The sequence below is a fragment of the Vreelandella azerica genome, assembly GCF_013112225.1.
Taxonomy (GTDB): Bacteria; Pseudomonadota; Gammaproteobacteria; order Pseudomonadales; family Halomonadaceae; genus Vreelandella; species Vreelandella azerica.
The window spans coordinates 723409-742590 of record NZ_JABFHI010000001.1 but is presented as its reverse complement, the minus strand read 5'-3'; the positions used below and the strand labels follow the sequence as shown (position 1 = coordinate 742590).

The window sequence follows — 19182 nt, the reverse complement described above, 5'->3', positions numbered from 1 at the left end:
ATGAACGCTGACAAACGCTACCAGATATTTGCACGGTTGCGGGCTGAGAACCCCCACCCGACCACCGAGCTTAACTGGTCATCACCGTTTGAACTGCTGGCAGCGGTTCTGCTCTCGGCCCAGGCGACTGATGTCGGGGTCAATAAAGCCACAGCGCGGCTGTTTCCGGTAGCCAATACGCCACAGGCGATTATTGATCTGGGCATTGATGGTCTGAAAGACCATATCAAGACCATTGGCCTTTACAACACCAAGGCTGAAAACCTGATGAAGACCTGTCACCTGCTGGTCAGTCAGCATGGCGGCGAGGTTCCCAGGACGCGTAAGGCGCTTGAAGCCCTACCCGGCGTTGGACGTAAAACCGCCAACGTGATTCTCAATACCGCCTTTGGCCAGCCGACCATGGCGGTTGATACGCATATTTTCCGGGTATCCAATCGCACCGGCATCGCCAAGGGCAAGGATGTGGTTGAGGTCGAAAAAAGCTGATTCGCCATGTGCCTCGGGAATTCAAGCAGGATGCCCATCACTGGCTGATCCTGCACGGCCGCTATACCTGCGTGGCCCGCAAACCGCGCTGCGGCAGCTGCATCATTGCAGATCTGTGTGAGTTCAAGGAAAAAACTGAGCTAGACGCCTAGCAGCGCCTGATAAGGAGCCTGCCACTGGGGCCATTCCCAGCGCTCGGTGGAAAGCGATGACGGACGTGTTGCCGGGTCCGTCAGCCAGGTCTGCAACCTGTGCTTCAAGCCTTCTACACTGCCGTCATAGCGATACTCGGGCGGATAGAGTTCCGGAAAGCACAACCGATCCGGTACCAGGGGCAATACACCGCGCTGGGCGGCTTCCATAATGGCCAACCCCTGAAATTCATGCCAGGTGGTCGACACGACAATCCCCCTTCATTCAACAGCGCTTTATAGTCACTTTCCGGCTGAGCCCCCAGGCAATGATATGCGTGTCGAGCCGCTCTCTGGCCTGCTCAAACACCTCGGGCGACTGGCGGAACTGCTTCCCCATGACGGCCAGCTCAAAAGGTATATCCTGATCACTAAGGGCGTACAGCGCAGTAAAAAAATCCTGCGGGTTCTTATCGTATTCCCAACGGTGGTTCCAGATAATGCGAGTTGGCTTGTTAATATTAGGCGCCTTGCAAGATAACGGGCAGATCGGCACGGGCAGAATATGCGCGTTGCTCCTCAGCGTTTCCAGACGCGCAGCGGCAGGCAGATTTTCAGGCATCTTTTTCAAAAAGGCGCGCGCACCGTCGACAAAGGAGTCCCGATTATAAACGCTGTTAAATACCACCTCATCCGCCGCCAACGCCGAATAAAGGTTAACCATCCTGGCTTCTACCAAGGACACCTGTTGGGCAGATTCCGGGTAAGCAAACTGATTTTCATGGAAGTACACCACCTTTCTGGCACTGCCCAGGCCAGGGTAAAGGCCGATCAGCGTGGCAAGATCCACCATTGACGTCGCTAACACCAGATCATAGGGCTGATTGAGCCTTGCATGCTCCTTGAGCGCCCAGGTCAGCGGGTTACCACGCACTCGCCAGCTGAAATGTCGCGGCGGCAAGGTAAGCGTCGTCCACTCGGCATCGGTATGCGCCACCACCTGTTCGGCCCAGAATTGATGGCTTACTGCCGCATAGGCAGACAGCAATAACGCACGCATGGGGGATTCTCCCGGGTAATCAGTGCAGCAGTTAGCGATGAGGTGACGGCAGCTACTTTAGCAGCATTCGGCCAAGGTCGTCTTTGCCTTATCTGAGGCTACCCATACACTTGAAGCAAAAGGCGATAGAATCAGCCTGGAGCGCTAACATCAATAACAACGTTACTCAGTATCTCGGGAGAGTCACATGGCCAATATCCTGGTAGTCGATGACGAGCCCAACATTGTTCTGTCGCTGGAATTTCTGATGGAACAGGCAGGCTACAAAGTCACGACGGCAGAGGACGGCGAGCAAGCCCTCGCGTGCGTGGAAAGCACCCCACCAGATTTGATTCTGCTGGATATCAGCCTGCCGGGTATCAGCGGCTTTGACGTCCTTGAGCAGCTTCGCGCTCAGGCGGCAACCGAACGTTTACCCATCATCATGCTGACCGCCCATGGCCGTGAGGTCGAGCGCGAAAAAGGCATGGCCATGGGCGCTGATGACTACGTTACAAAACCTTTTTCCACCCAGGCACTGGTTGAGAAAGTGCGCCAGTTGATTGGCGAGGAGGCCTCATGAATCGGCGCGGGCTGCCCAAGCGCCAGCGCCTGATCGGCCTGTGGCTGTTGCTTAGCGGTATCAGTTTTCTGGGTGGCGCCATTTTTGCGGCCCTGCTGGATGCTCAGCTGGCCCCACAAGGCTGGCAGCGCTGGGTGCTGTGGCTGGGCAGTTTTTCCGGGGGCGCCACCATCTTTCTGGTCGGCCTGTTGCTTGAACGGATGCTCTTTACACCCTTGCGTCACCTACAGGTTCAGCTGGCCAGGCTGGTGGCCAACCCAGATGCCCGCGATGAACACCCGCCGGAAGGCTGGCTGAAAGGCCTCGGGCCCGATCTGCGCCGGGTACACGAAAGCTGGCAGGCTGATCGCAGCCGTTTGGCCACTGCCCACACTGAAGGCGCGCGCAGTGCCGCGCGTATCCGCCAGGAGTTGGAAACTCTGCTGCAGGTACTTGAAACCCCCTTGCTGCTGTGTGACCAGCATCGCCGCGTCATGCTGTTCAACCAGGCCGCCGAAGATTTTTTCCATGATCAGGATGGCCTGGGGTTGGGTAAACGCCTGGAAGCCCTGGTGCCCAGCCCCAGCCTGCAACAGGCCCTGTCTCAACTGCCTCAGGATGGCTCGCCCCGTGAACTACTGGCCCCTTGCGATGAACGCTGGCTGAAAATCTTGCTGCGCCGGGTGCCGGGCAGCGAGGGCGAGACCCTACTAACCTTCACTGATGCCACCGCCTCCTGGTCAAACGAAATGGGCGTGCGCGCCGACCTGGCGGCCATGCTGACGCCCTTGCGCCAGCACACTGCCAGCCTGATCAGTGCCGCCGACGCGCTGATTCAGCTTCGCCAACAGGGCGACCGCAGCGCCGAGCTGTGCGAGCGTCTGGAAGGGGTGATTCAGTCTGAAGGCACCACCCTGGGCGATAACGTCGCCCGTATCGGCCAATTGCTGGATGACATGCAGCATCAGGGCGAGCGCCTGTCACCCATGTGGTCGAACGACTTCTGGCAGGCTCTGGATGAACGGCTTGACCCGGAGCACCGTCTGATCACGCCGATTGGCATGCCCGCCTGGTTCAAGGGCGATGCACCAGCGCTGATTGCCCTGATGGCCTCGCTGATCCAGCACCTCAGCGCCTATTTGCCCGAAAGCGGTTTTGAGGGCGAGGTTTGCCTGGGCAATAAACGGGTCTATCTGGATTTCATCTGGAAAGGTGACCCTCTTCCGGAGCGCGAATTGGCCGAATGGCACCGTCAGCGCCTGGAGGTGCTACCGCTCTCCCCCACTGTTGCTGATGTACTGCGCCAACACGCCAGTGATACCTGGAGCCTCGCCGATGAAGACAGCGGCTATGCGCGCATTCGTTTACCCCTGCCCGCCACCGAGCGGGTTGGTGCGCCCCGTGAGGCGATGCCGCCACGGCCGGAATTCCACGATTTCGGGATTGCTGACCTGCCGCACCCGGATGAAGCACTGGCCAATCGGGCATTGCGCAGCCTGGAGGTGGTTGCCTTTGATACCGAAACTACCGGCCTTGAGCTGCGCCGGGGAGACACTGTCATCAGTGTTGGTGCCTGCCGGGTAGTGAATGCCCGCCTGCTGGCCAGCGAAACCTTCGATTACAAGGTTGATCCCAAACGGCCTATCCCCGCCGCCAGCACGGCCATTCACGGCCTGACCGATGCTGACGTGGCAGGCGCCCCGCCGCTGGATATTATCCTCAACCGCTTCCGCCAGTACGTGGGTGATGCGGTGCTGCTGGCCCATAATGCGTCTTTTGATATGCTGGCGATCAGCCATCACGGCGTCGATTTTGACCTGCCAGTGCTCGACACGCTGCTGATTTCCCGGGCACTCGATGAAGCGATTGACGGCCACGACCTCGACAGTCTGGCCGAGCGCTACCACTTGGCCTTCCCCCGGCACCCGGCATACCGCCCTTGGGGATGCCCGGGTCACCGCAGAACTGTGGCTAGCACTATTGCCACGCCTGGAGGCGCGCGGTATCGATACCCTGGAAAAACTGCTTGCCCTGCAGGCCAATGCCTTTGATAAAGCCGATGGAAGTGCCTGATGAAGCCCTTTGCTCAAAGCTCCCGACGTAATGAGCGCCTTATGGCGTTAACATTGCTGATGGTGGTGCTATTCAGCCCACCGCTGTTGATAGCGGTGGACCGCCTACCCGGCTGGGCCAGCCTTACCCTATACCTTTCATTGCCTGGGCCGGTGTGATTGGCCTGACCGCCTGGCTGATGGAAGGCAGCAAAGGGCACTAACGCCATGCGCACTGACCTTGTCATCCTCGGCGCTGCATTCAGCTATCTCGCACTGCTGTTTGTGGTTGCTGCCTGGGGCGACAGGCGAGCCGAACAAGGTAAGTCTATCATCGGCTCCTCCAGCGTCTATGCCCTTTCAATTGCGGTTTACTGCACCGCCTGGACATTTTACGGCAGCGTTGGGCGGGCAGCGGAGTACGGCCCAAGTTTCCTGCTGATCTACCTGGGGCCCACCCTGGCCATGCTCACCGCTCCCTTTCTGTTGCGCAAGATGGTGCGGATTGCCGCGCGCCAGCGTATCACCTCCATTGCAGACTTTATCAGCGCCCGTTACGGGAAAAGTTCTGTCCTGGGGGCACTGGTCGCCCTGATGGCATTGATTACCATCACGCCGTATATTGCCCTCCAGCTCAAGGCCATCACGGTCAGCCACTGTGCTGATCAACTACCCCAATTCGCCGGACGCCAGCCTGGCGAATGAAGGTTTCTGGTTAGATAAATCACTGTGGGTAGCGCTGGTGCTGGCGGTGTTTATCATCCTGTTTGGCACCCGCCATCTGGACGCCAGCGAACGCCATGAAGGCATGGTGGCAGCGATTGCGCTGGAATCCCTGGTCAAGCTGGTGGCCTTCATGAGTGTCGGCGTTTTTGTGGTGTTTGTACTGTTTGCCGGCCTACAGGATCTGTTTCAACAGGTCGCGCTTAGCCCTGATCTGGCGGATACTCTGCGTCTGGATCAAGTGCCCGGCGGTACCACTGGCTGGGTAGGCATGCTGATTCTGGCCTTTCTGGCGTTTCTTACCCTGCCCCGCCAGTTCCAGGTGCTGGTGGTGGAAAACGTCGATGAACATCACCTAACACGGGCCAGTTGGTTGTTTCCTCTTTACCTGTTGTTGATCAACCTGTTTGTGGTACCGATAGCCTTGGCGGGCCTGCTGCTTGGCGATGTGGCCGACGACCCGGATAGCTTTGTACTGACCCTGCCGCTTTCAGCGGGTGCTGAAGGCTTGCCGCTGTTTGTGTTTATCGGCGGGCTATCAGCCGCCACCGGCATGGTGATTGTCGAAACCATTGCTCTATCTACCATGGTCAGCAACCAACTGATCATGCCGCTGTTGCTGCGTTTCAGGTTTCTGCACGCCAGCCAGCCCGGTCAACTGGCGGGCTGGCTGCTGGGCATTCGCCGGGTTGCCATCGTACTGCTGTTGCTGCTGGGTTATCTGTATCACGCCTTGATGGGGGATGCCTACAGCCTGGTGACCATAGGGCTTGTCTCCTTTGCTGGCGTGGCGCAGTTTGCGCCCGCCTTGCTGATTGGCCTTTACTGGCGCGGTGCCTCACGCCTGGGTGCCATGCTTGGGCTGATCGCTGGGTTTGGCGTCTGGGGGTATACCCTGCTGTTGCCCGGCTTTGCGCAATCCGGCTGGTGGGACATGGCGCTGATTGAACAGGGGCCCTGGGGCATTGAATGGCTCAAGCCCTATGCGCTGTTTGGCCTGCAGGGCTGGGATATCTATACCCATGCGCTGCTGTGGAGCATGCTGGCCAACGTCGGTCTGCTGGTCGGCGCGTCGCTGTTCAGCCGTCCCACGCCGCTGGAACAGACCCAGGCGGCGCTGTTCACCGAAGCCATGCACCCCAACCTGCAAGGCACCACTCTGTGGCGGGGGCAAACCACTCAGGGCGAGCTGCGTGACCTGCTGGCGCGCTATCTGGGCGCAGCGGCCAACCAGCGGGTATTTGCGGATATCGCTGAATCCCAGGACGCTGCCGACCAGATTGCCTCCCACGCGCTGGTGACCCGTGCGGAACAGGCCCTGGCCGGTTCGCTGGGCAGCGCCTCCGCCAGAGTGCTGATCAATTCAGTGGTACGTGGCGAAGCGCTGGATCTTGAAGGGTTACTGAGCATTCTCGACACCACCTCGCAAACCCTGGAATATAACCGCCGCCTGGAACAGAAATCTGATGAGCTGGCGCGCATTGGCGAAGAATTACGCAGTGCCAACGAACGCCTGCGCGAACTTGACCGACTCAAGGATGAATTTGTTGCCATGGTCAGCCATGAACTGCGCACACCGCTGACCTCGATTCGCGCCTTTGCCGAGATACTGCGTGACGGTGACAATCTGCCTGAACACAAACGCCAGCATTTTCTTGGCGTTATCGTCCATGAAAGCCAGCGTCTTTCACGCCTGATAGAGGAAATTCTCGACCTGGCCCGGCTGGAGAGCGGCCGCTTGACGCTCGACCCCAAGCCGCTTGACCTGGCCCAGGTGGCCCAGCGCAGCGTGGATGCCATTTCCCGCCTGCAGGAAAACCGTGGCATCGCCCTCGATAGCGCCATAGACGTTGAACCCGCCATCATTATTGGTGATGAAGACCGTCTGGAGCAGGTCATCATCAATCTGCTCGACAATGCTGGCAAGTTTGCCGATACCGATCAGCCCAAAGTGCGCCTGCGTCTCTATCGCCACAAACGTCATTATCGGCTCAGCGTTGAGGATAACGGTAAAGGGATCAGCGAAGACGAGCGGGAAAGAGTCTTTGAGAAGTTCCACCAGATTCAGGAACAGGGTGAAGTACCCCGTGGCAGGCCCAAAGGCAGCGGCCTGGGTCTCCCCATCAGCCGGGGCATTGTGGCCCATCTGGGCGGGCGGCTATGGGTGGAAGATGCCCCTAACCTGGGCGGCGCCTGCCTGATAATGGAACTGCCCGAAGCGCCTGAGCAGGCCCAGTAGAAAGGTGTTCAGTTTACTCGGCGGCTGCTGCGCACCTGAGTCTGAACCCAATTAACAAAACGCCGAATTGCCTGCAGGTCATACACCAGCATATGCACCTGATCGGCCCGCAGGCGGGCAAGATCCAGCCAGCTGTCTGTCGTCAACCCGATAGCCATCTGGTGGCGCTGCTGATCAAACATCAACTGTTGCAAGCGCTGAAAAGTCGCCAGTACGCTTTCAGCCTCACCAAGACTGAGCGGGCAGTCGGGTGCTACCCCAAGGGTCAGTAATCGGCGGCGAGTTGATACTTCCTTACAACGCTGATGCACCGCCAGCAGACGCACCGCGCTGACCAGCGGCATCAACCCCTGGCGCTTGAGATCAATGGCCTGATCAAAAGGTCCTTCCTGGGTGGAAGTGTTGGCCAGCCGTCCACGGCGATTCAGCGCTACCGGCAACTCATCCAGCAGGGCAGCCATTTCATCCATGAATAGGGCCCGGGTGGGTAGTATCTGCGTCACTGACTTGGCCAGATCATCCGCCAGCCAGCGATCACCGTGAACGGGGTTGAAATCCAGCAGAATATTGGTTTGCTGAACCCGCTTGACCTGCCTGTCCTGTGTCCACAGCTCCAGCTGGGTCTGCCACTCGCTCAGGCGTTTTCGCCACATTGGCCAGCGGGCCATGACGTACCCCTGGCACAGCGGAATACCCGCTTCATCCAAACGTCGGGTAAACCCTTCCCCCAGGGCCTGGAAATAGCCGTCGATATCACGCTGACGGCTGTCCGGATAGTCTTCAATGATCAGGGCATTATCCTGGTCAGGGCCCAACAGGCTTTCATCACGGGCACCGGAACCCAGTACCAGCACACAGTAGCGTACCGGTACAGGGCCCCAGCCCTGGCTGGTCATTTCTTCGAGGGATTCATCAATCGCCCGGCGATACAGCCAGGCATTGTAATCACTGATCAGCTGGCTGATACGCCAGGCAGGAAGGTCATAACGGATCAGTACCTCTACCCACTGGCGTTGCCACTGATAGGCAGAAGATAAATTCGCAGGCGCAGCCGAAAGCACACGCTGCAGAGGTTCCATCAGGCGTTGTTCACCGACCTCAGGGTCAAATGGCGGCTCAAACAGACAGCGCCATGGCGAGGCACGGTGCAACCAGTGCATAAGGGGGTCAGGCGCTCGAGTCGTCCGCCGCTTGCTGGCGGGGGTCGGGTTCAAACATGGCGTCGCCCACTTCCTCGATGTAACGTTTGGCCTTGGTGACCATCATTTCATCGCAGGCATCACGGCTTGGCAGCATATCCGAACGTTCAAAGCGGTGTTCACGCAGTTCACCCTCGTCAAGCCGCTGCTGAATCACACCACTCACCCGATACTGACCGCCCTGCACATCCGGTTCGGATATGATCAGATAGCCCGCATACTCAACCGCCTCGGCAGCTTTTGCTCGGCTGTTGGCTTCACCGTCACCTGCACTGAACAGGCCTGAAAGCAGCTTTTTCAGCATACCGACTCCTTGAATGGCAAGCGGCGGCAGCACACTGCTGCCGCACGCATTGACTGGTTAGCTCTGCTGGCGACCCTTACCGGCCGCAATCCGCAGACGCAGGGCATTCAGCTTGATAAAGCCTTCCGCATCTTTTGGTCGTAAGCCCCCGCATCGTCCTCGAAGGTGGCAATCGATTCATCAAACAGCGATGCGTCCGACTTGCGGCCAACCACGGTGGCGTTACCTTTATAAAGTTTCATGCGTACAACACCGCCGACGTTTTTCTGGGTTTCGTCAATGGCGGCCTGCAGCATGCGACGCTCCGGGCTCCACCAGTAACCGTTATAGATGACTTCGGCGTACTTGGGCATCAGCTGGTCTTTCAGGTGCGCTTCTTCACGATCCAGGGTCAGCGACTCGATCGCACGGTGGGCGCGCAGCATGATGGTGCCCCCGGCGTTTCGTAACAGCCCCGCGACTTCATGCCAACGTAGCGGTTCTCAACGATATCCAGACGGCCAATACCGTTGTCACCACCCATCTTGTTGAGGGTTTCCAGCACTTCATGGGGTTTCATGGCCTGACCGTCAATCGCCACGATGTCGCCCTGATCAAAGGTCAGCTCAACGTAAGTGGGCGTCTCCGGTGCGGCCTCGGGAGACACGCTCCAACGCCACATGTCTTCTTCTGCTTCGGCCCAGGGGTCTTCGAGAATGCCGCCTTCATAGGAGATATGCAGCAGGTTGGCATCCATGGAGTACGGCGATTTTTTCTTCTTGCTGGAAAAATCTACCGGAATATCATGCTCTTCACAGTAGGCCATCAGCTTTTCACGGGAAGTGAGGTCCCACTCACGCCAGGGTGCAATGACCTTGACGCCCGGCTTTAGCGCGTAGCCGCCCAGCTCGAAACGCACCTGATCGTTACCTTTGCCAGTTGCCCCGTGGGAAATGGCATCGGCGCCAGTTTCGTTGGCAATTTCGATCAGCCGCTTGGCAATCAGCGGGCGTGCAATAGAGGTGCCCAACAGATATTCGCCTTCGTAAATCGTATTGGCGCGGAACATTGGGAAGACATAGTCGCGCACAAACTCTTCACGCAGGTCTTCAATATAAATTTCTTTCACACCCAGCGCCTGCGCCTTGGTCCGGGCAGGCTCGACTTCCTCACCTTGGCCGATGTCGGCGGTAAAGGTCACCACCTCGCAGTGGTAGGTTTCTTGTAACCACTTGACAATGACAGATGTATCCAGGCCGCCGGAATAGGCCAGAACCACCTTCTTGACATCGGACATTCTTGACTCCTTGCTGATCAAAAAAACTTACTGATAAAAGCGCAGCGTCTTGGCGTTGCGTTCAAAACACAGAGTATAGCGCTCTGTGCAGTCAACGAATACCCAGGCAGCGACGACTGTCAATGAAAGCTGATAGAATCCGGCTACTCAACAAAGTAACTGACCACACATTTATCAGTGGCACTGAGCACCACTGACTCGCTACCAAGGAGAGCTGCATGAGCGAGGCAATTGCCCGCGATTTGATGGCCCAGCGTTTTCGCAGTTATCTACCGGTTGTGGTGGATCTTGAAACCGGCGGATTCAACGCCGAACGCGATGCGGTATTGGAGATTGCGGCCGTTACCCTGACCATGGACCCGGAAGGTAATCTGCTGCCTGACGCCACCTATGCCTATCACCTCCACCCGTTTGAAGGGGCGAATGTCGAGCAGTCAGCGCTGGATTTCACCGGCATTCGTCTGGATGACCCACTGCGCCGCCAGGTCGCCTTGACCGAAGAGCAAGCCTTGGGGGAAATTTTTCGCCCCATCCGCAAAGCCATCAAGGCACATGGCTGCACCCGGGCGATACTCGTAGGCCACAATGCCGCCTTTGATCATGGCTTTCTGAACGCCGCCTCCAACCGTTGCGGCATCAAGCGCAACCCCTTTCATCCATTTTCCAGCTTTGACACCGCCACCCTCGCTGGGCTGGTCTACGGCCAGACGGTTCTCGCCCGCGCCTGTCGTGCTGCCGGTATCGAGTTCGACAACAAGGCGGCCCATTCGGCCCGCTATGATACCGAGCGCACCGCAGAACTGTTCTGCGCCATGGTTAACCGCTACAAGGACCTTGGCGGCTGGCAGCTGGCCGTGCGCGAACAGGCCATGGATGACAATGAGGATTGAGCCAGATGTATCGAGCGGATGCAGGCTCAGGCCCTTTACGCTAAACTTCGTCAACCGCTGACAGCAGATGCCTGGGAAAACCCACGTTTTCCTCGGTATTCATGCGCATGATGCAGTTCAGTCAAAGCCCCCTTTCAGGAGAGAAAGCGTTTCCATGGCCCAGCACAATGCCTTTTATGCCCAGTCCGGAGGCGTCACCGCCGTCATCAACGCCAGCGCCTGCGGCGTCATTGAAGCCTGCCGTGAAGCTCCCGAGCACATCAACAAGATCTACGCCGGCCATAACGGCATTATCGGTGCCCTGACCGAAGATCTGATTGATGTCACGCAGGAAAGTGAAGAGGCCGTGACGGCCTTGCGTCATACGCCGGGGGTGCCTTTGGCTCCTGCCGTTACAAGCTCAAGGATATCGAAACCCACCGTACCCAGTACGAACGGCTGATCGAAGTCTTCAAGGCCCATGATATTCGTTACTTCTTCTATAACGGTGGCGGCGACAGCGCCGATACCTGCCTGAAGGTGTCTCAGCTTTCCGAAAAACTCGGCTACCCACTGACCGCCATCCATGTGCCCAAGACCGTCGATAATGATCTGCCGATTTCCGACAACAGCCCAGGCTTTGGCAGTGTCGCCAAGTATATTGCCACTTCAACCCTGGAAGCCTCGCTGGATATCGCCTCGATGTGCGCCACCTCCACCAAGGTATTCGTGCTTGAGGTTATGGGCCGCCATGCGGGCTGGATCGCCGCTGCCGGTGGCCTGGCCGGAGAGGGTGAAGGCGAGCCACCTCACCTGATCATCTTCCCGGAAATTGCCTTTGACCGCGCCGCCGTAATGGCGCGGGTGGATAAATGCGTGAAGGATTATGGCTACTGCGTGATTGTCGTTTCCGAAGGCGCGCGCTATGAAGATGGCACCTTCCTGGCTGACGCTGGTAACACCGACGCCTTTGGCCACCGCCAGCTGGGCGGCGTAGCTCCTACTCTGGCGGGTATGGTCAAGCAGGATCTGGGCTACAAATACCACTGGGCTGTGGCCGATTACCTACAGCGCGCAGCGCGCCATCTGGCTTCAAAAACCGACGTTGAACAGGCCTATGCGGTGGGTCGAGAAGCGGTCACCCTGGCATTGGCGGGTAAAAACGCCATGATGCCGGCGATTCGCCGCGTCGCCGAGTCGCCCTATCAGTGGGATGTGATTTCAGCACCGTTGAAAGATATCGCCAATCAGGAAAAATTCATGCCGCGTGACTTCATCAGTGACGACGGTTTTGCCATTACCCAGACCTGCCGCAATTATCTCTCTCCGCTGATTCAGGGCGAGGATTTCCCGCCGTTTGAAAACGGCCTGCCCAAGGTAGCCAAACTCAAGCTGGCTAAGGCCGAAAAACTTCTGCCGGTGTTTACGCTCTAGGGCAGCCGCTTATTTCAGCGACCATAGCAAAGACTAACGGCCGGGCATTTAGCCCGGCCGGTTGATTTAAAGCTTAGCGTCTAGAACTCAGTGTTTCTAACGCAACAGCCAGGAAAGCACCAGCAGCAACAGCAGAATACCCGCCACTCCCTGCCAGAAACGCCGTGAATCCTGGCGATTCTCCCGGCGTACGCGCCCTAAAGGCAAACGCAAGTCACGCAGGAATTCCGACATGCGCCGAAACCTCAGCGCCCGCTGTGGGTCGAGGGCACGACGCAATGCATCGTCAAGATCCACTGAAATTTCCGGGTTAGCCGCTCGGGCACTGCGATAGATAAGCCCTTCCAGATCGGTATGGCTGCGTAGCTTGTCCGGGGTTAGCTGATAAGGTAGCTGGCCGGTCAGCAACCAGTAAGTTGTCGATGCCAGCGAATATTGATCACTACGCCGCCCGACGCTATCACCCAAGGCATATTCGGGCGCGGTATGGGGGCCATAGCCCACCTGGGCAAGCAGTTCGCCGGAATGACGGTGGCCATCCGCCTCGCGCACATGGCAGGCGCTGAAATCTGCCAGCACCAGTTTGCCATGGGGGTCAATCAGGATATTTTCCGGGGCGATCTGCTGATGGAGTACATCGCGATGATGCAGCGCCTGCACCGCCTTGCCCAGCTGATTGGCAATTTCAAGCCGCTGGTTCAGGCTTGCCTGGGGGTGACGTTCCGCCCAGGATTGAAGCGTCTCACCTGCCACATAAGCCATCAGGTAATACAGGTAGCGGCGCGGCCGCGAAGGCTCCATCACCTTGACGACATAGGGGGAATTGACCCGTTCGACGACCCACTGCTGCAGCAGAAAATGCTCCAGATAGGCATTGCGCAGCGATAACTCTGGGCTTGGCGCCTTCATCACCATTTCGCGCTGGCTATGCACATCGCGTACATGGTAGACACGCGATTGCGCCGTGCGCGACAGCACACTGAGTATTTCAAAGCCATCAAAACGCTCGCCGGACGAAAGCTCAGGGGGATAGGCAAATCGCCATACATACGCCCGGGATGATCATTGACTTCATCCGGCAACTCATCAATGCGCACCAGCTGAAAACAGAATTGCTCTCCCCCATAGCCACGCTCCTGAGCGCGTGCCTTGGCTTCATCGGCCAGGCGTTCACAGGCAGCATCCAGATCGCTGGCGTCCTGGCGGATCAGGCGGACATAATCAGAAGGCAACAGGGTGCCGCCGACGGCCTGGGTGGTAAACAGAAAAAGGTCGCCCTGTTTCAGCGCCAGCGGGGTGTAATCAATATCCAGGCTGCCATCCAGGCCGAGTGCCCGCGAGGGGTAGCGGTAACCGCCCAGATCCGTCACATGATCACGGGAAAGCTGCTCGAACTCGGCGCCGCGCAAGCGAAAGACCAGGGTATCACCCATATGGAAAAGATGCCCTTCACGGTGGCGCAGCACCAGTGCCGATAACGACGAAACAAAGCTACCATTACGTACATGCTGGCTTTGACTGTAACACCAACTGTTCAAGGCCCTTAGCACACGGGTAGCGGATACCTTGGTATCCCAATGATCGGGGGTTGAGAAGTAATCAGCCAAAACCACGCACACTCAGGTCTCCAGCCTGCTTGGCGAGGCTGTTGCGCGCCACTGAATCGCTGATAATCGCACAGCCGCCCTTGGCCTGTAGCAAGGGTTCTTCTGGAATGCGCACTGACATGGAGCTGCGATGTTCGCGTCGGTCAGGCGCAACAAAGGCTTGACCATAACTTATCAGCAGTTGAGCTTTGGCCAAGTGCGCCTCCTTGATCGGCTAACCTGAATCATCATCTTCATAAGCGCATGATACACCGCTGATCTTTATACGCCTAAACCCAGGCCACCGACCTAGGTGTAAGAAACCTAGGTCGCATTGGTAATTGCGCGCCCATATTCGTATAATCGCCCACATTAAGTCTTATAGACGTTATAATCCTGCGCGACTCTGTATTACCAAGGAAACCAAGATGAACTTTGATAACATCCCCGCCGGTAAGGATCTGCCCAACGACATTTACGTGGCAATTGAAATCCCGGCCAACCACTCCCCTGTCAAATACGAAATCGACAAGGACATGGGCGCCTTGATGGTTGACCGTTTCATGGCTACCCCAATGTTTTACCCGGCCAACTATGGGTTTATTCCGCACACCCTGGCTGACGATGGTGATCCAATTGACGCACTGGTGGTGACGCCTTACCCGGTAGAACCAGGCAGCATTATCCGTGCTCGCCCGGTGGGTGTTCTCAACATGACCGATGAAGCGGGCGAAGACGCCAAGCTGGTCTGCGTTCCCCATGCCAAGCTGTCCTCCTTGTACGATGATGTGCAGGAAGTGACTGATCTGCCTGAGCTGCTGCGCCAGCAGATTGCGCATTTCTTCGAGAACTACAAGGATCTCGAAAAAGGCAAGTGGGTCAAGGTGGAATCCTGGGAAGGCGCCGACGCCGCCCGCAAAGCGATTGAAAAAGCCTTTGCTGCCCACAAAAAAGCCTGAAGCAGTTTGCTTTTCTGAAAGCTGCCTGTGGTTTGAAAAAACAGGTTGTATCAACGGGTCGCCATAAGGCGACCCGTTTGCGTTCTGATCCGGATTAAGCAGCGATTAACCCCCGCGTCATGAAGGCGCATGCCCCTGCGCGGGGAGTTTTTGCCAGGGTAAGCTGTCACAGCGACACCGACCGCCAAGACTCAAGGACATTCCGTGCCATTTACTCGTCATTTATCACTTCTTATCACTGCCCTGCTCCTGACGGCGCTGACGCTCGGTTTATGGCCCCAGGTCAGCCAGGCGCAATGGTTTTCCTCCAGCGATCAGGGGAGTTCCTGCCTGTGCAGGAGGCCTTCCAACCCAGCGCCTGGCATGATGGCGATACGCTGTATATCGGGATGGAGATCACTGAAGATTACTATCTTTATCGCCATCAGTTTGCTGTTCAAAGTACAGACGAAAACACAACGCTTAACGCCCCGCGGCTGCCTGAGGGGCAGTTTATCACCGACGAGTTTCTCGGCGATGTTTATGTGTTTCGCGACCAACTGGTGTTTGAGGTACCCATTGCAACGCCTCACGGTGGCCCCTTACCTATCAGCCTGACGTATCAGGGCTGTGCCGATGCTGGGCTTTGCTACCCGCCGGAAACCGTTTCCTTACAGGCCGTTCAGTCTCAGGCGCCAGCGGCATTTGCTGACTGGCAACCTCAGCAAGGCGCTATCCAGGAAAACGCATCTCAGCAGGCTACTGGCAGCGCTGCCAATCAAGTTGCTGACACCCTAGGTGCTGTCAGCTCGAACGAAGGGGCAAACGGTTTCAACGGTGCACAAAGTGATGACCGTCGCTTTACGACCCTGCTCAGCGAAGCCAGCCTACCCCTGGCGCTTGGGCTGTTCTTTATTGCCGGGCTAGGGCTGACCTTTACGCCCTGCGTGCTTCCCATGATCCCGATTCTGTCGTCTATCGTGGTCGGCCAGAACCCGACCAAGCCGCGCGCCTTTGTGCTGTCCGCCAGCTATGTGCTCGGCATGGCCCTGACCTATGCGCTGGTCGGCGTGCTGATGGGGCTGTTTGGTGCTGGGCTAAATCTTCAGGCACACCTGCAATCAGCGCCTGTGCTGATTGTGTTTGCGATCCTTTTCAGCCTCTTTGCCCTGGCCATGTTCGGCGCTTTTAACCTCCAGTTATCGCCACGTTTTGCCAGCCGCATTGACCGCTGGCAGGCCCGCGCCCAGCGCAGTGGCCCCCTGGGGCTGGCGGTGGCAGGAGCGCTATCCGTGCTGGTGGTTTCGCCCTGCGTCACCGCTCCCCTGGCGGGCGCTATGGTCTTTATTTCTTCCACCGGAGACGCCTGGCTGGGGGCGCAGTCCTGTTTGCCCTGGGCATGGGCATGGGGCTACCGCTACTGCTGGTAGGTACTTTTGGTGCCACCTTGTTGCCCCGTTCGGGCGGCTGGATGGAAGGCGTCAAAATTGCCTTTGGCCTGCTTTTGCTCGGCGTTGCGATCTGGATGGTTGAGCGCCTGGTGCCCGCATCAGTGGCGCTGCTGCTATGGGCTGCTCTGGCGATCGGCACTGCATTGGCACTGGGTGCGCTCAACTTTAATCAGCCGCAGGGCTGGGGGCGTGCGCGCCAGGCGTTGGGCATCCTGCTGCTTGCCTGGGGCCTTGCGCTGGTCATTGGCGCCGCTCAAGGGGGTAGCAACCCGCTGCGTCCGCTGCAAGTGTCCTCCAGCGCTTCTTCAGGCAGCACTGAGCAGCCAACCCTGGCCTTCCAGAACGTCAACAGCCTGGCCGCTCTCGAAAACGCGATCAGCCAGGCGGACGCCCAAAGCAAACCAGTGTTTGTTCACTTCACCGCCGATTGGTGCATTTCCTGTAAGCAGTTGGAACGTGAGGTCTACCCGACACCTGCAGTGGCTTCTGCCTTAAACGACTATGTACTGATCAAGGCCGATGTTACCCAGACGGATCAGCGCAGCCGTGAACTGCTTGAACATTTTGGCCTGTTCGGCCCGCCCAGCCTGCTGTTTTTCAACCAAGGAGAAGAAGTTGTCGATGCGCGCATTCAGGGTGAGGTCAGTGCTGCTCAGCTGTCTCAGCACCTGGGCGAGCTGAACCGCTGGCTGGCAGGTTAAAGAACCTGCCCTTAAACGCCTGTCACTCAGGGTATATGGCGGTAAGATCATCAAACGTTCAGGTAGAAGCGACCTTTACTGGTTGGGGCTGGCGTTGCTGGACAATGGCGTCGTTTTTCGGCAAACTTTGCGGTCATCAAGATCAAAACTGTCGCATAAATTGACCGACTCTCAAGCAAGATTCATCAACGTGCCGGTTTATGGCGATTTTTGATCCCGGTTTACTACGCCTTATCTGCCTGATTCAAAGCGTTGTGTTGCGCGTCTACCATCAGGCTGAGCAAGGCCATATTTTTCATATTTCGAGTGTAGGACAAGTCAATGGATATCCGTAAAGTCAAGAAACTGATCGAGCTATTGGAAGAATCCGACATCAGCGAGATCGAGATTCAGGAAGGTGAAGAATCGGTTCGCATCAGTCGACATCCTAACGGCATCCCTATGGCTTCTTACCCGATGCCCCAATATGCGCCTCAGGCTCCACAAGCCCCTGCACCGGCAGCAGCCAGCCCCAGCCCGGCCGAGGCTGAGCCGGAAAGCGCCGCGTCTACCTATCGCGGTGTTACCGTCAACTCACCGATGGTAGGCACTTTCTACCGCAGCCCAGCGCCGGGTTCCAAGTCATTCGTTGAAATCGGCGACAGCGTCAAGAAAGGCGATACTATCTGTATCGTTGAAGCCATGAAGATGATGAATCAGATCGAAGCTGATCGCGATGGCGTCATCGAAGCCATTCTTGTCGAGGACGGTGAGCCGGTTGAGTTTGATCAGCCCATGCTTTCCATCGCTTGATCCCCTCTTTCTGACACGGGTGGACTTCCCCATGCTGGACAAGGTACTCATCGCCAATCGCGGCGAAATTGCCCTGCGTATTCTGCGCGCTTGTAAAGAACTGGGCATCAAGACCGTGGCAGTGCACTCCAAAGCTGACCGCGAACTGATGCATGTGCGCCTGGCCGACGAAGCGGTCTGCATTGGCCCGGCATCTTCAGCGCAATCCTATCTCAATATCCCCGCCCTGATCAGCGCCGCAGAAGTCACCGACTGCAGCGCGATTCACCCGGGCTATGGTTTTCTTTCCGAAAACGCCAATTTTGCTGAACAGGTTGAGCGCTCTGGCTTTACCTTTATCGGGCCACGCGCTGACACCATCCGCCTGATGGGTGACAAGGTCTGCGCCATTGAGGCGATGAAGAAAGCCGGCGTGCCGACGGTACCTGGCTCAGATGGCCCCCTTGGTGATGATGAAGACACTCTGCTGGCGACTGCCAAGCGTATTGGTTACCCGGTCATCATCAAGGCTGCCGCCGGTGGCGGCGGGCGCGGGATGCGCGTTGTACACACCGAGGCGCACCTGCTTTCGGCGATCAACGTCACCCGCACCGAGGCGCACTCCTCCTTTGGTGACGGCACGGTTTACATGGAAAAATTCCTTGAAAAGCCGCGTCATGTCGAAGTTCAGGTACTCGCCGATGGTCAGGGCCACGCCATCCATCTGTATGACCGCGATTGCTCATTGCAGCGCCGTCATCAGAAGGTTCTGGAAGAAGCCCCGGCCCCCGACATTGATCCAGAATCCCGCGCCAGGGTACTGGAGGCCTGCCGTCAGGCTTGCCTGACGATCAACTATCGCGGCGCGGGTACTTTTGAATTCCTGTATGAGGATGGTGACTTCTTCTTTATCGAGATGAATACCCGCGTTCAGGTTGAGCACCCCGTCACAGAGATGGTCACCGGCGTGGATATCGTCAAGGAGCAGCTGCTGATTGCTTCCGGGCATCCCCTCTCGATCACCCAGGATGATGTCAAGGTGAGCGGCCATGCCTTTGAGTGCCGGATCAACGCTGAAGATTCACGTACCTTCATGCCATCGCCTGGCAAGGTATCTCTCTACCACTCACCGGGTGGCCTGGGCGTGCGTATGGATTCGCATCTGTATACGGGCTACACCGTACCGCCCCACTACGATTCGCTGATCGGCAAGCTGATCACCTGGGGCGCAGATCGTGATATTGCCTTGACGCGCATGCGCAATGCCCTGGATGAACTGCTGGTGGAAGGTATCAAGACCAATATCGACCTGCAGAAGGATCTGGTGCGCGATAGCTATTTCCGCCAGGGCGGCGTCAATATTCATTACCTGGAAAAAAGCTCAGCTCCTGATTGCAACACCGGACGCTGACCAGCGGG

11 protein-coding genes and 7 pseudogenes are annotated in these 19182 nt (G+C 57.6%); 12 read left to right on the top strand and 6 right to left on the bottom strand.

The window, feature by feature from the left end:
* Positions 1–641, top strand: a pseudogene (gene nth / locus HLB35_RS03535) (endonuclease III).
* Here nth and HLB35_RS16890 read toward each other — a convergent pair.
* Together HLB35_RS16890 and HLB35_RS03530 are read right to left on the bottom strand one after the other, a co-directional pair.
* Positions 630–890, bottom strand: coding sequence for a glycosyltransferase (locus tag HLB35_RS16890; protein WP_235936954.1), 261 nt, complete (start codon positions 888–890; stop codon positions 630–632). The pseudogene nth and the gene HLB35_RS16890 sit on opposite strands and share 12 nt — an antisense overlap.
* Positions 891–906: 16 nt before the next feature.
* Entirely contained in the window at positions 907–1680 is a 774-nt protein-coding gene (locus HLB35_RS03530; protein WP_235936953.1) for a tRNA-queuosine alpha-mannosyltransferase domain-containing protein, read from the bottom strand.
* A 187-nt stretch (positions 1681–1867) separates the two neighbouring features.
* Here HLB35_RS03530 and HLB35_RS03525 point away from each other — a divergent pair, with 187 nt between their 5' ends.
* From HLB35_RS03525 to HLB35_RS03510, 4 genes and pseudogenes are all read left to right on the top strand, one after another.
* Entirely contained in the window at positions 1868–2242 is a 375-nt protein-coding gene (locus HLB35_RS03525) for a response regulator transcription factor (protein ID WP_171701488.1), read from the top strand.
* Positions 2239–4294 (top strand): annotated as a pseudogene (locus HLB35_RS03520) (3'-5' exonuclease). The gene HLB35_RS03525 and the pseudogene HLB35_RS03520 overlap by 4 nt, the downstream one beginning before the upstream one ends.
* On the top strand, positions 4294–4452 hold the full coding sequence (locus HLB35_RS03515; RefSeq protein ID WP_328730921.1) for a hypothetical protein: 159 nt from the start codon (positions 4294–4296) through the stop codon (positions 4450–4452). The pseudogene HLB35_RS03520 and the gene HLB35_RS03515 overlap by 1 nt, the downstream one beginning before the upstream one ends.
* A gap of 48 nt (positions 4453–4500) precedes the next feature.
* Positions 4501–7234: pseudogene (locus tag HLB35_RS03510) on the top strand (ATP-binding protein).
* 8 nt (positions 7235–7242) lie between these two features.
* Here the strand turns inward: HLB35_RS03510 and HLB35_RS03505 are convergent.
* The 3 genes and pseudogenes from HLB35_RS03505 to HLB35_RS03495 all read right to left on the bottom strand — a co-directional run bounded on the left by HLB35_RS03505 (position 7243) and on the right by HLB35_RS03495 (position 10013).
* Entirely contained in the window at positions 7243–8394 is a 1152-nt protein-coding gene (locus tag HLB35_RS03505; protein ID WP_171701487.1) for a DUF294 nucleotidyltransferase-like domain-containing protein, read from the bottom strand.
* A 7-nt stretch (positions 8395–8401) separates the two neighbouring features.
* On the bottom strand, positions 8402–8737 hold the full coding sequence (locus HLB35_RS03500; RefSeq protein WP_171701486.1) for an HlyU family transcriptional regulator: 336 nt from the start codon (positions 8735–8737) through the stop codon (positions 8402–8404).
* A 57-nt stretch (positions 8738–8794) separates the two neighbouring features.
* Positions 8795–10013, bottom strand: a pseudogene (locus HLB35_RS03495) (argininosuccinate synthase).
* A gap of 218 nt (positions 10014–10231) precedes the next feature.
* On the opposite strand from HLB35_RS03495, the gene rnt reads away from it, so the two are divergent.
* Both rnt and HLB35_RS03485 read left to right on the top strand, forming a co-directional pair.
* Positions 10232–10903, top strand: coding sequence for a ribonuclease T (gene rnt / locus HLB35_RS03490; protein ID WP_171701485.1), 672 nt, complete (start codon positions 10232–10234; stop codon positions 10901–10903).
* A gap of 154 nt (positions 10904–11057) precedes the next feature.
* Positions 11058–12316, top strand: a pseudogene (locus HLB35_RS03485) (6-phosphofructokinase).
* 96 nt (positions 12317–12412) lie between these two features.
* On the opposite strand, the pseudogene HLB35_RS03480 reads toward HLB35_RS03485, so the two are convergent.
* Positions 12413–14119: pseudogene (locus HLB35_RS03480) on the bottom strand (bifunctional protein-serine/threonine kinase/phosphatase).
* A 211-nt stretch (positions 14120–14330) separates the two neighbouring features.
* Here HLB35_RS03480 and ppa point away from each other — a divergent pair.
* The 5 genes and pseudogenes from ppa (at position 14331) to accC (ending at position 19174) form a co-directional block, all read left to right on the top strand.
* Positions 14331–14861 carry an inorganic diphosphatase gene (ppa, locus tag HLB35_RS03475; RefSeq protein ID WP_171701484.1) on the top strand — a complete coding sequence of 177 codons (531 nt, stop codon included), beginning with the start codon at positions 14331–14333 and terminating at the stop codon, positions 14859–14861.
* A 119-nt stretch (positions 14862–14980) separates the two neighbouring features.
* Positions 14981–16323: pseudogene (gene dsbD, locus HLB35_RS19095) on the top strand (protein-disulfide reductase DsbD); the annotation flags it as partial.
* The gene (locus tag HLB35_RS19090) at positions 16312–16992 is read left to right on the top strand and encodes a thioredoxin family protein (RefSeq protein ID WP_479694261.1); all 681 of its coding nucleotides are present in this window, start codon (positions 16312–16314) and stop codon (positions 16990–16992) included. The pseudogene dsbD and the gene HLB35_RS19090, both read left to right, overlap by 12 nt.
* A gap of 321 nt (positions 16993–17313) precedes the next feature.
* Positions 17314–17784, top strand: coding sequence for an acetyl-CoA carboxylase biotin carboxyl carrier protein (accB, locus tag HLB35_RS03465; protein WP_171701483.1), 471 nt, complete (start codon positions 17314–17316; stop codon positions 17782–17784).
* 31 nt (positions 17785–17815) lie between these two features.
* Positions 17816–19174, top strand: a complete 1359-nt coding sequence (gene accC, locus HLB35_RS03460) for an acetyl-CoA carboxylase biotin carboxylase subunit (protein ID WP_171701604.1) — start codon at positions 17816–17818, stop codon at positions 19172–19174.
* Positions 19175–19182 lie beyond the last annotated feature (8 nt).

Excerpts from the sequence above, each read along its gene's own strand:
- HLB35_RS03530 (WP_235936953.1), bottom strand. The coding sequence starts at position 1,680 with ATGCGTGCGTTATTGCTGTCTGCCTATGCGGCAGTAAGCCATCAATTC.
- HLB35_RS03525 (WP_171701488.1), top strand. The coding sequence starts at position 1,868 with ATGGCCAATATCCTGGTAGTCGATGACGAGCCCAACATTGTTCTGTCG.
- HLB35_RS03515 (WP_328730921.1), top strand. The coding sequence starts at position 4,294 with ATGAAGCCCTTTGCTCAAAGCTCCCGACGTAATGAGCGCCTTATGGCG.
- HLB35_RS03505 (WP_171701487.1), bottom strand. The coding sequence starts at position 8,394 with ATGCACTGGTTGCACCGTGCCTCGCCATGGCGCTGTCTGTTTGAGCCG.
- HLB35_RS03500 (WP_171701486.1), bottom strand. The coding sequence starts at position 8,737 with ATGCTGAAAAAGCTGCTTTCAGGCCTGTTCAGTGCAGGTGACGGTGAA.
- rnt (WP_171701485.1), top strand. The coding sequence starts at position 10,232 with ATGAGCGAGGCAATTGCCCGCGATTTGATGGCCCAGCGTTTTCGCAGT.
- ppa (WP_171701484.1), top strand. The coding sequence starts at position 14,331 with ATGAACTTTGATAACATCCCCGCCGGTAAGGATCTGCCCAACGACATT.
- HLB35_RS19090 (WP_479694261.1), top strand. The coding sequence starts at position 16,312 with ATGGAAGGCGTCAAAATTGCCTTTGGCCTGCTTTTGCTCGGCGTTGCG.
- accB (WP_171701483.1), top strand. The coding sequence starts at position 17,314 with ATGGATATCCGTAAAGTCAAGAAACTGATCGAGCTATTGGAAGAATCC.
- accC (WP_171701604.1), top strand. The coding sequence starts at position 17,816 with ATGCTGGACAAGGTACTCATCGCCAATCGCGGCGAAATTGCCCTGCGT.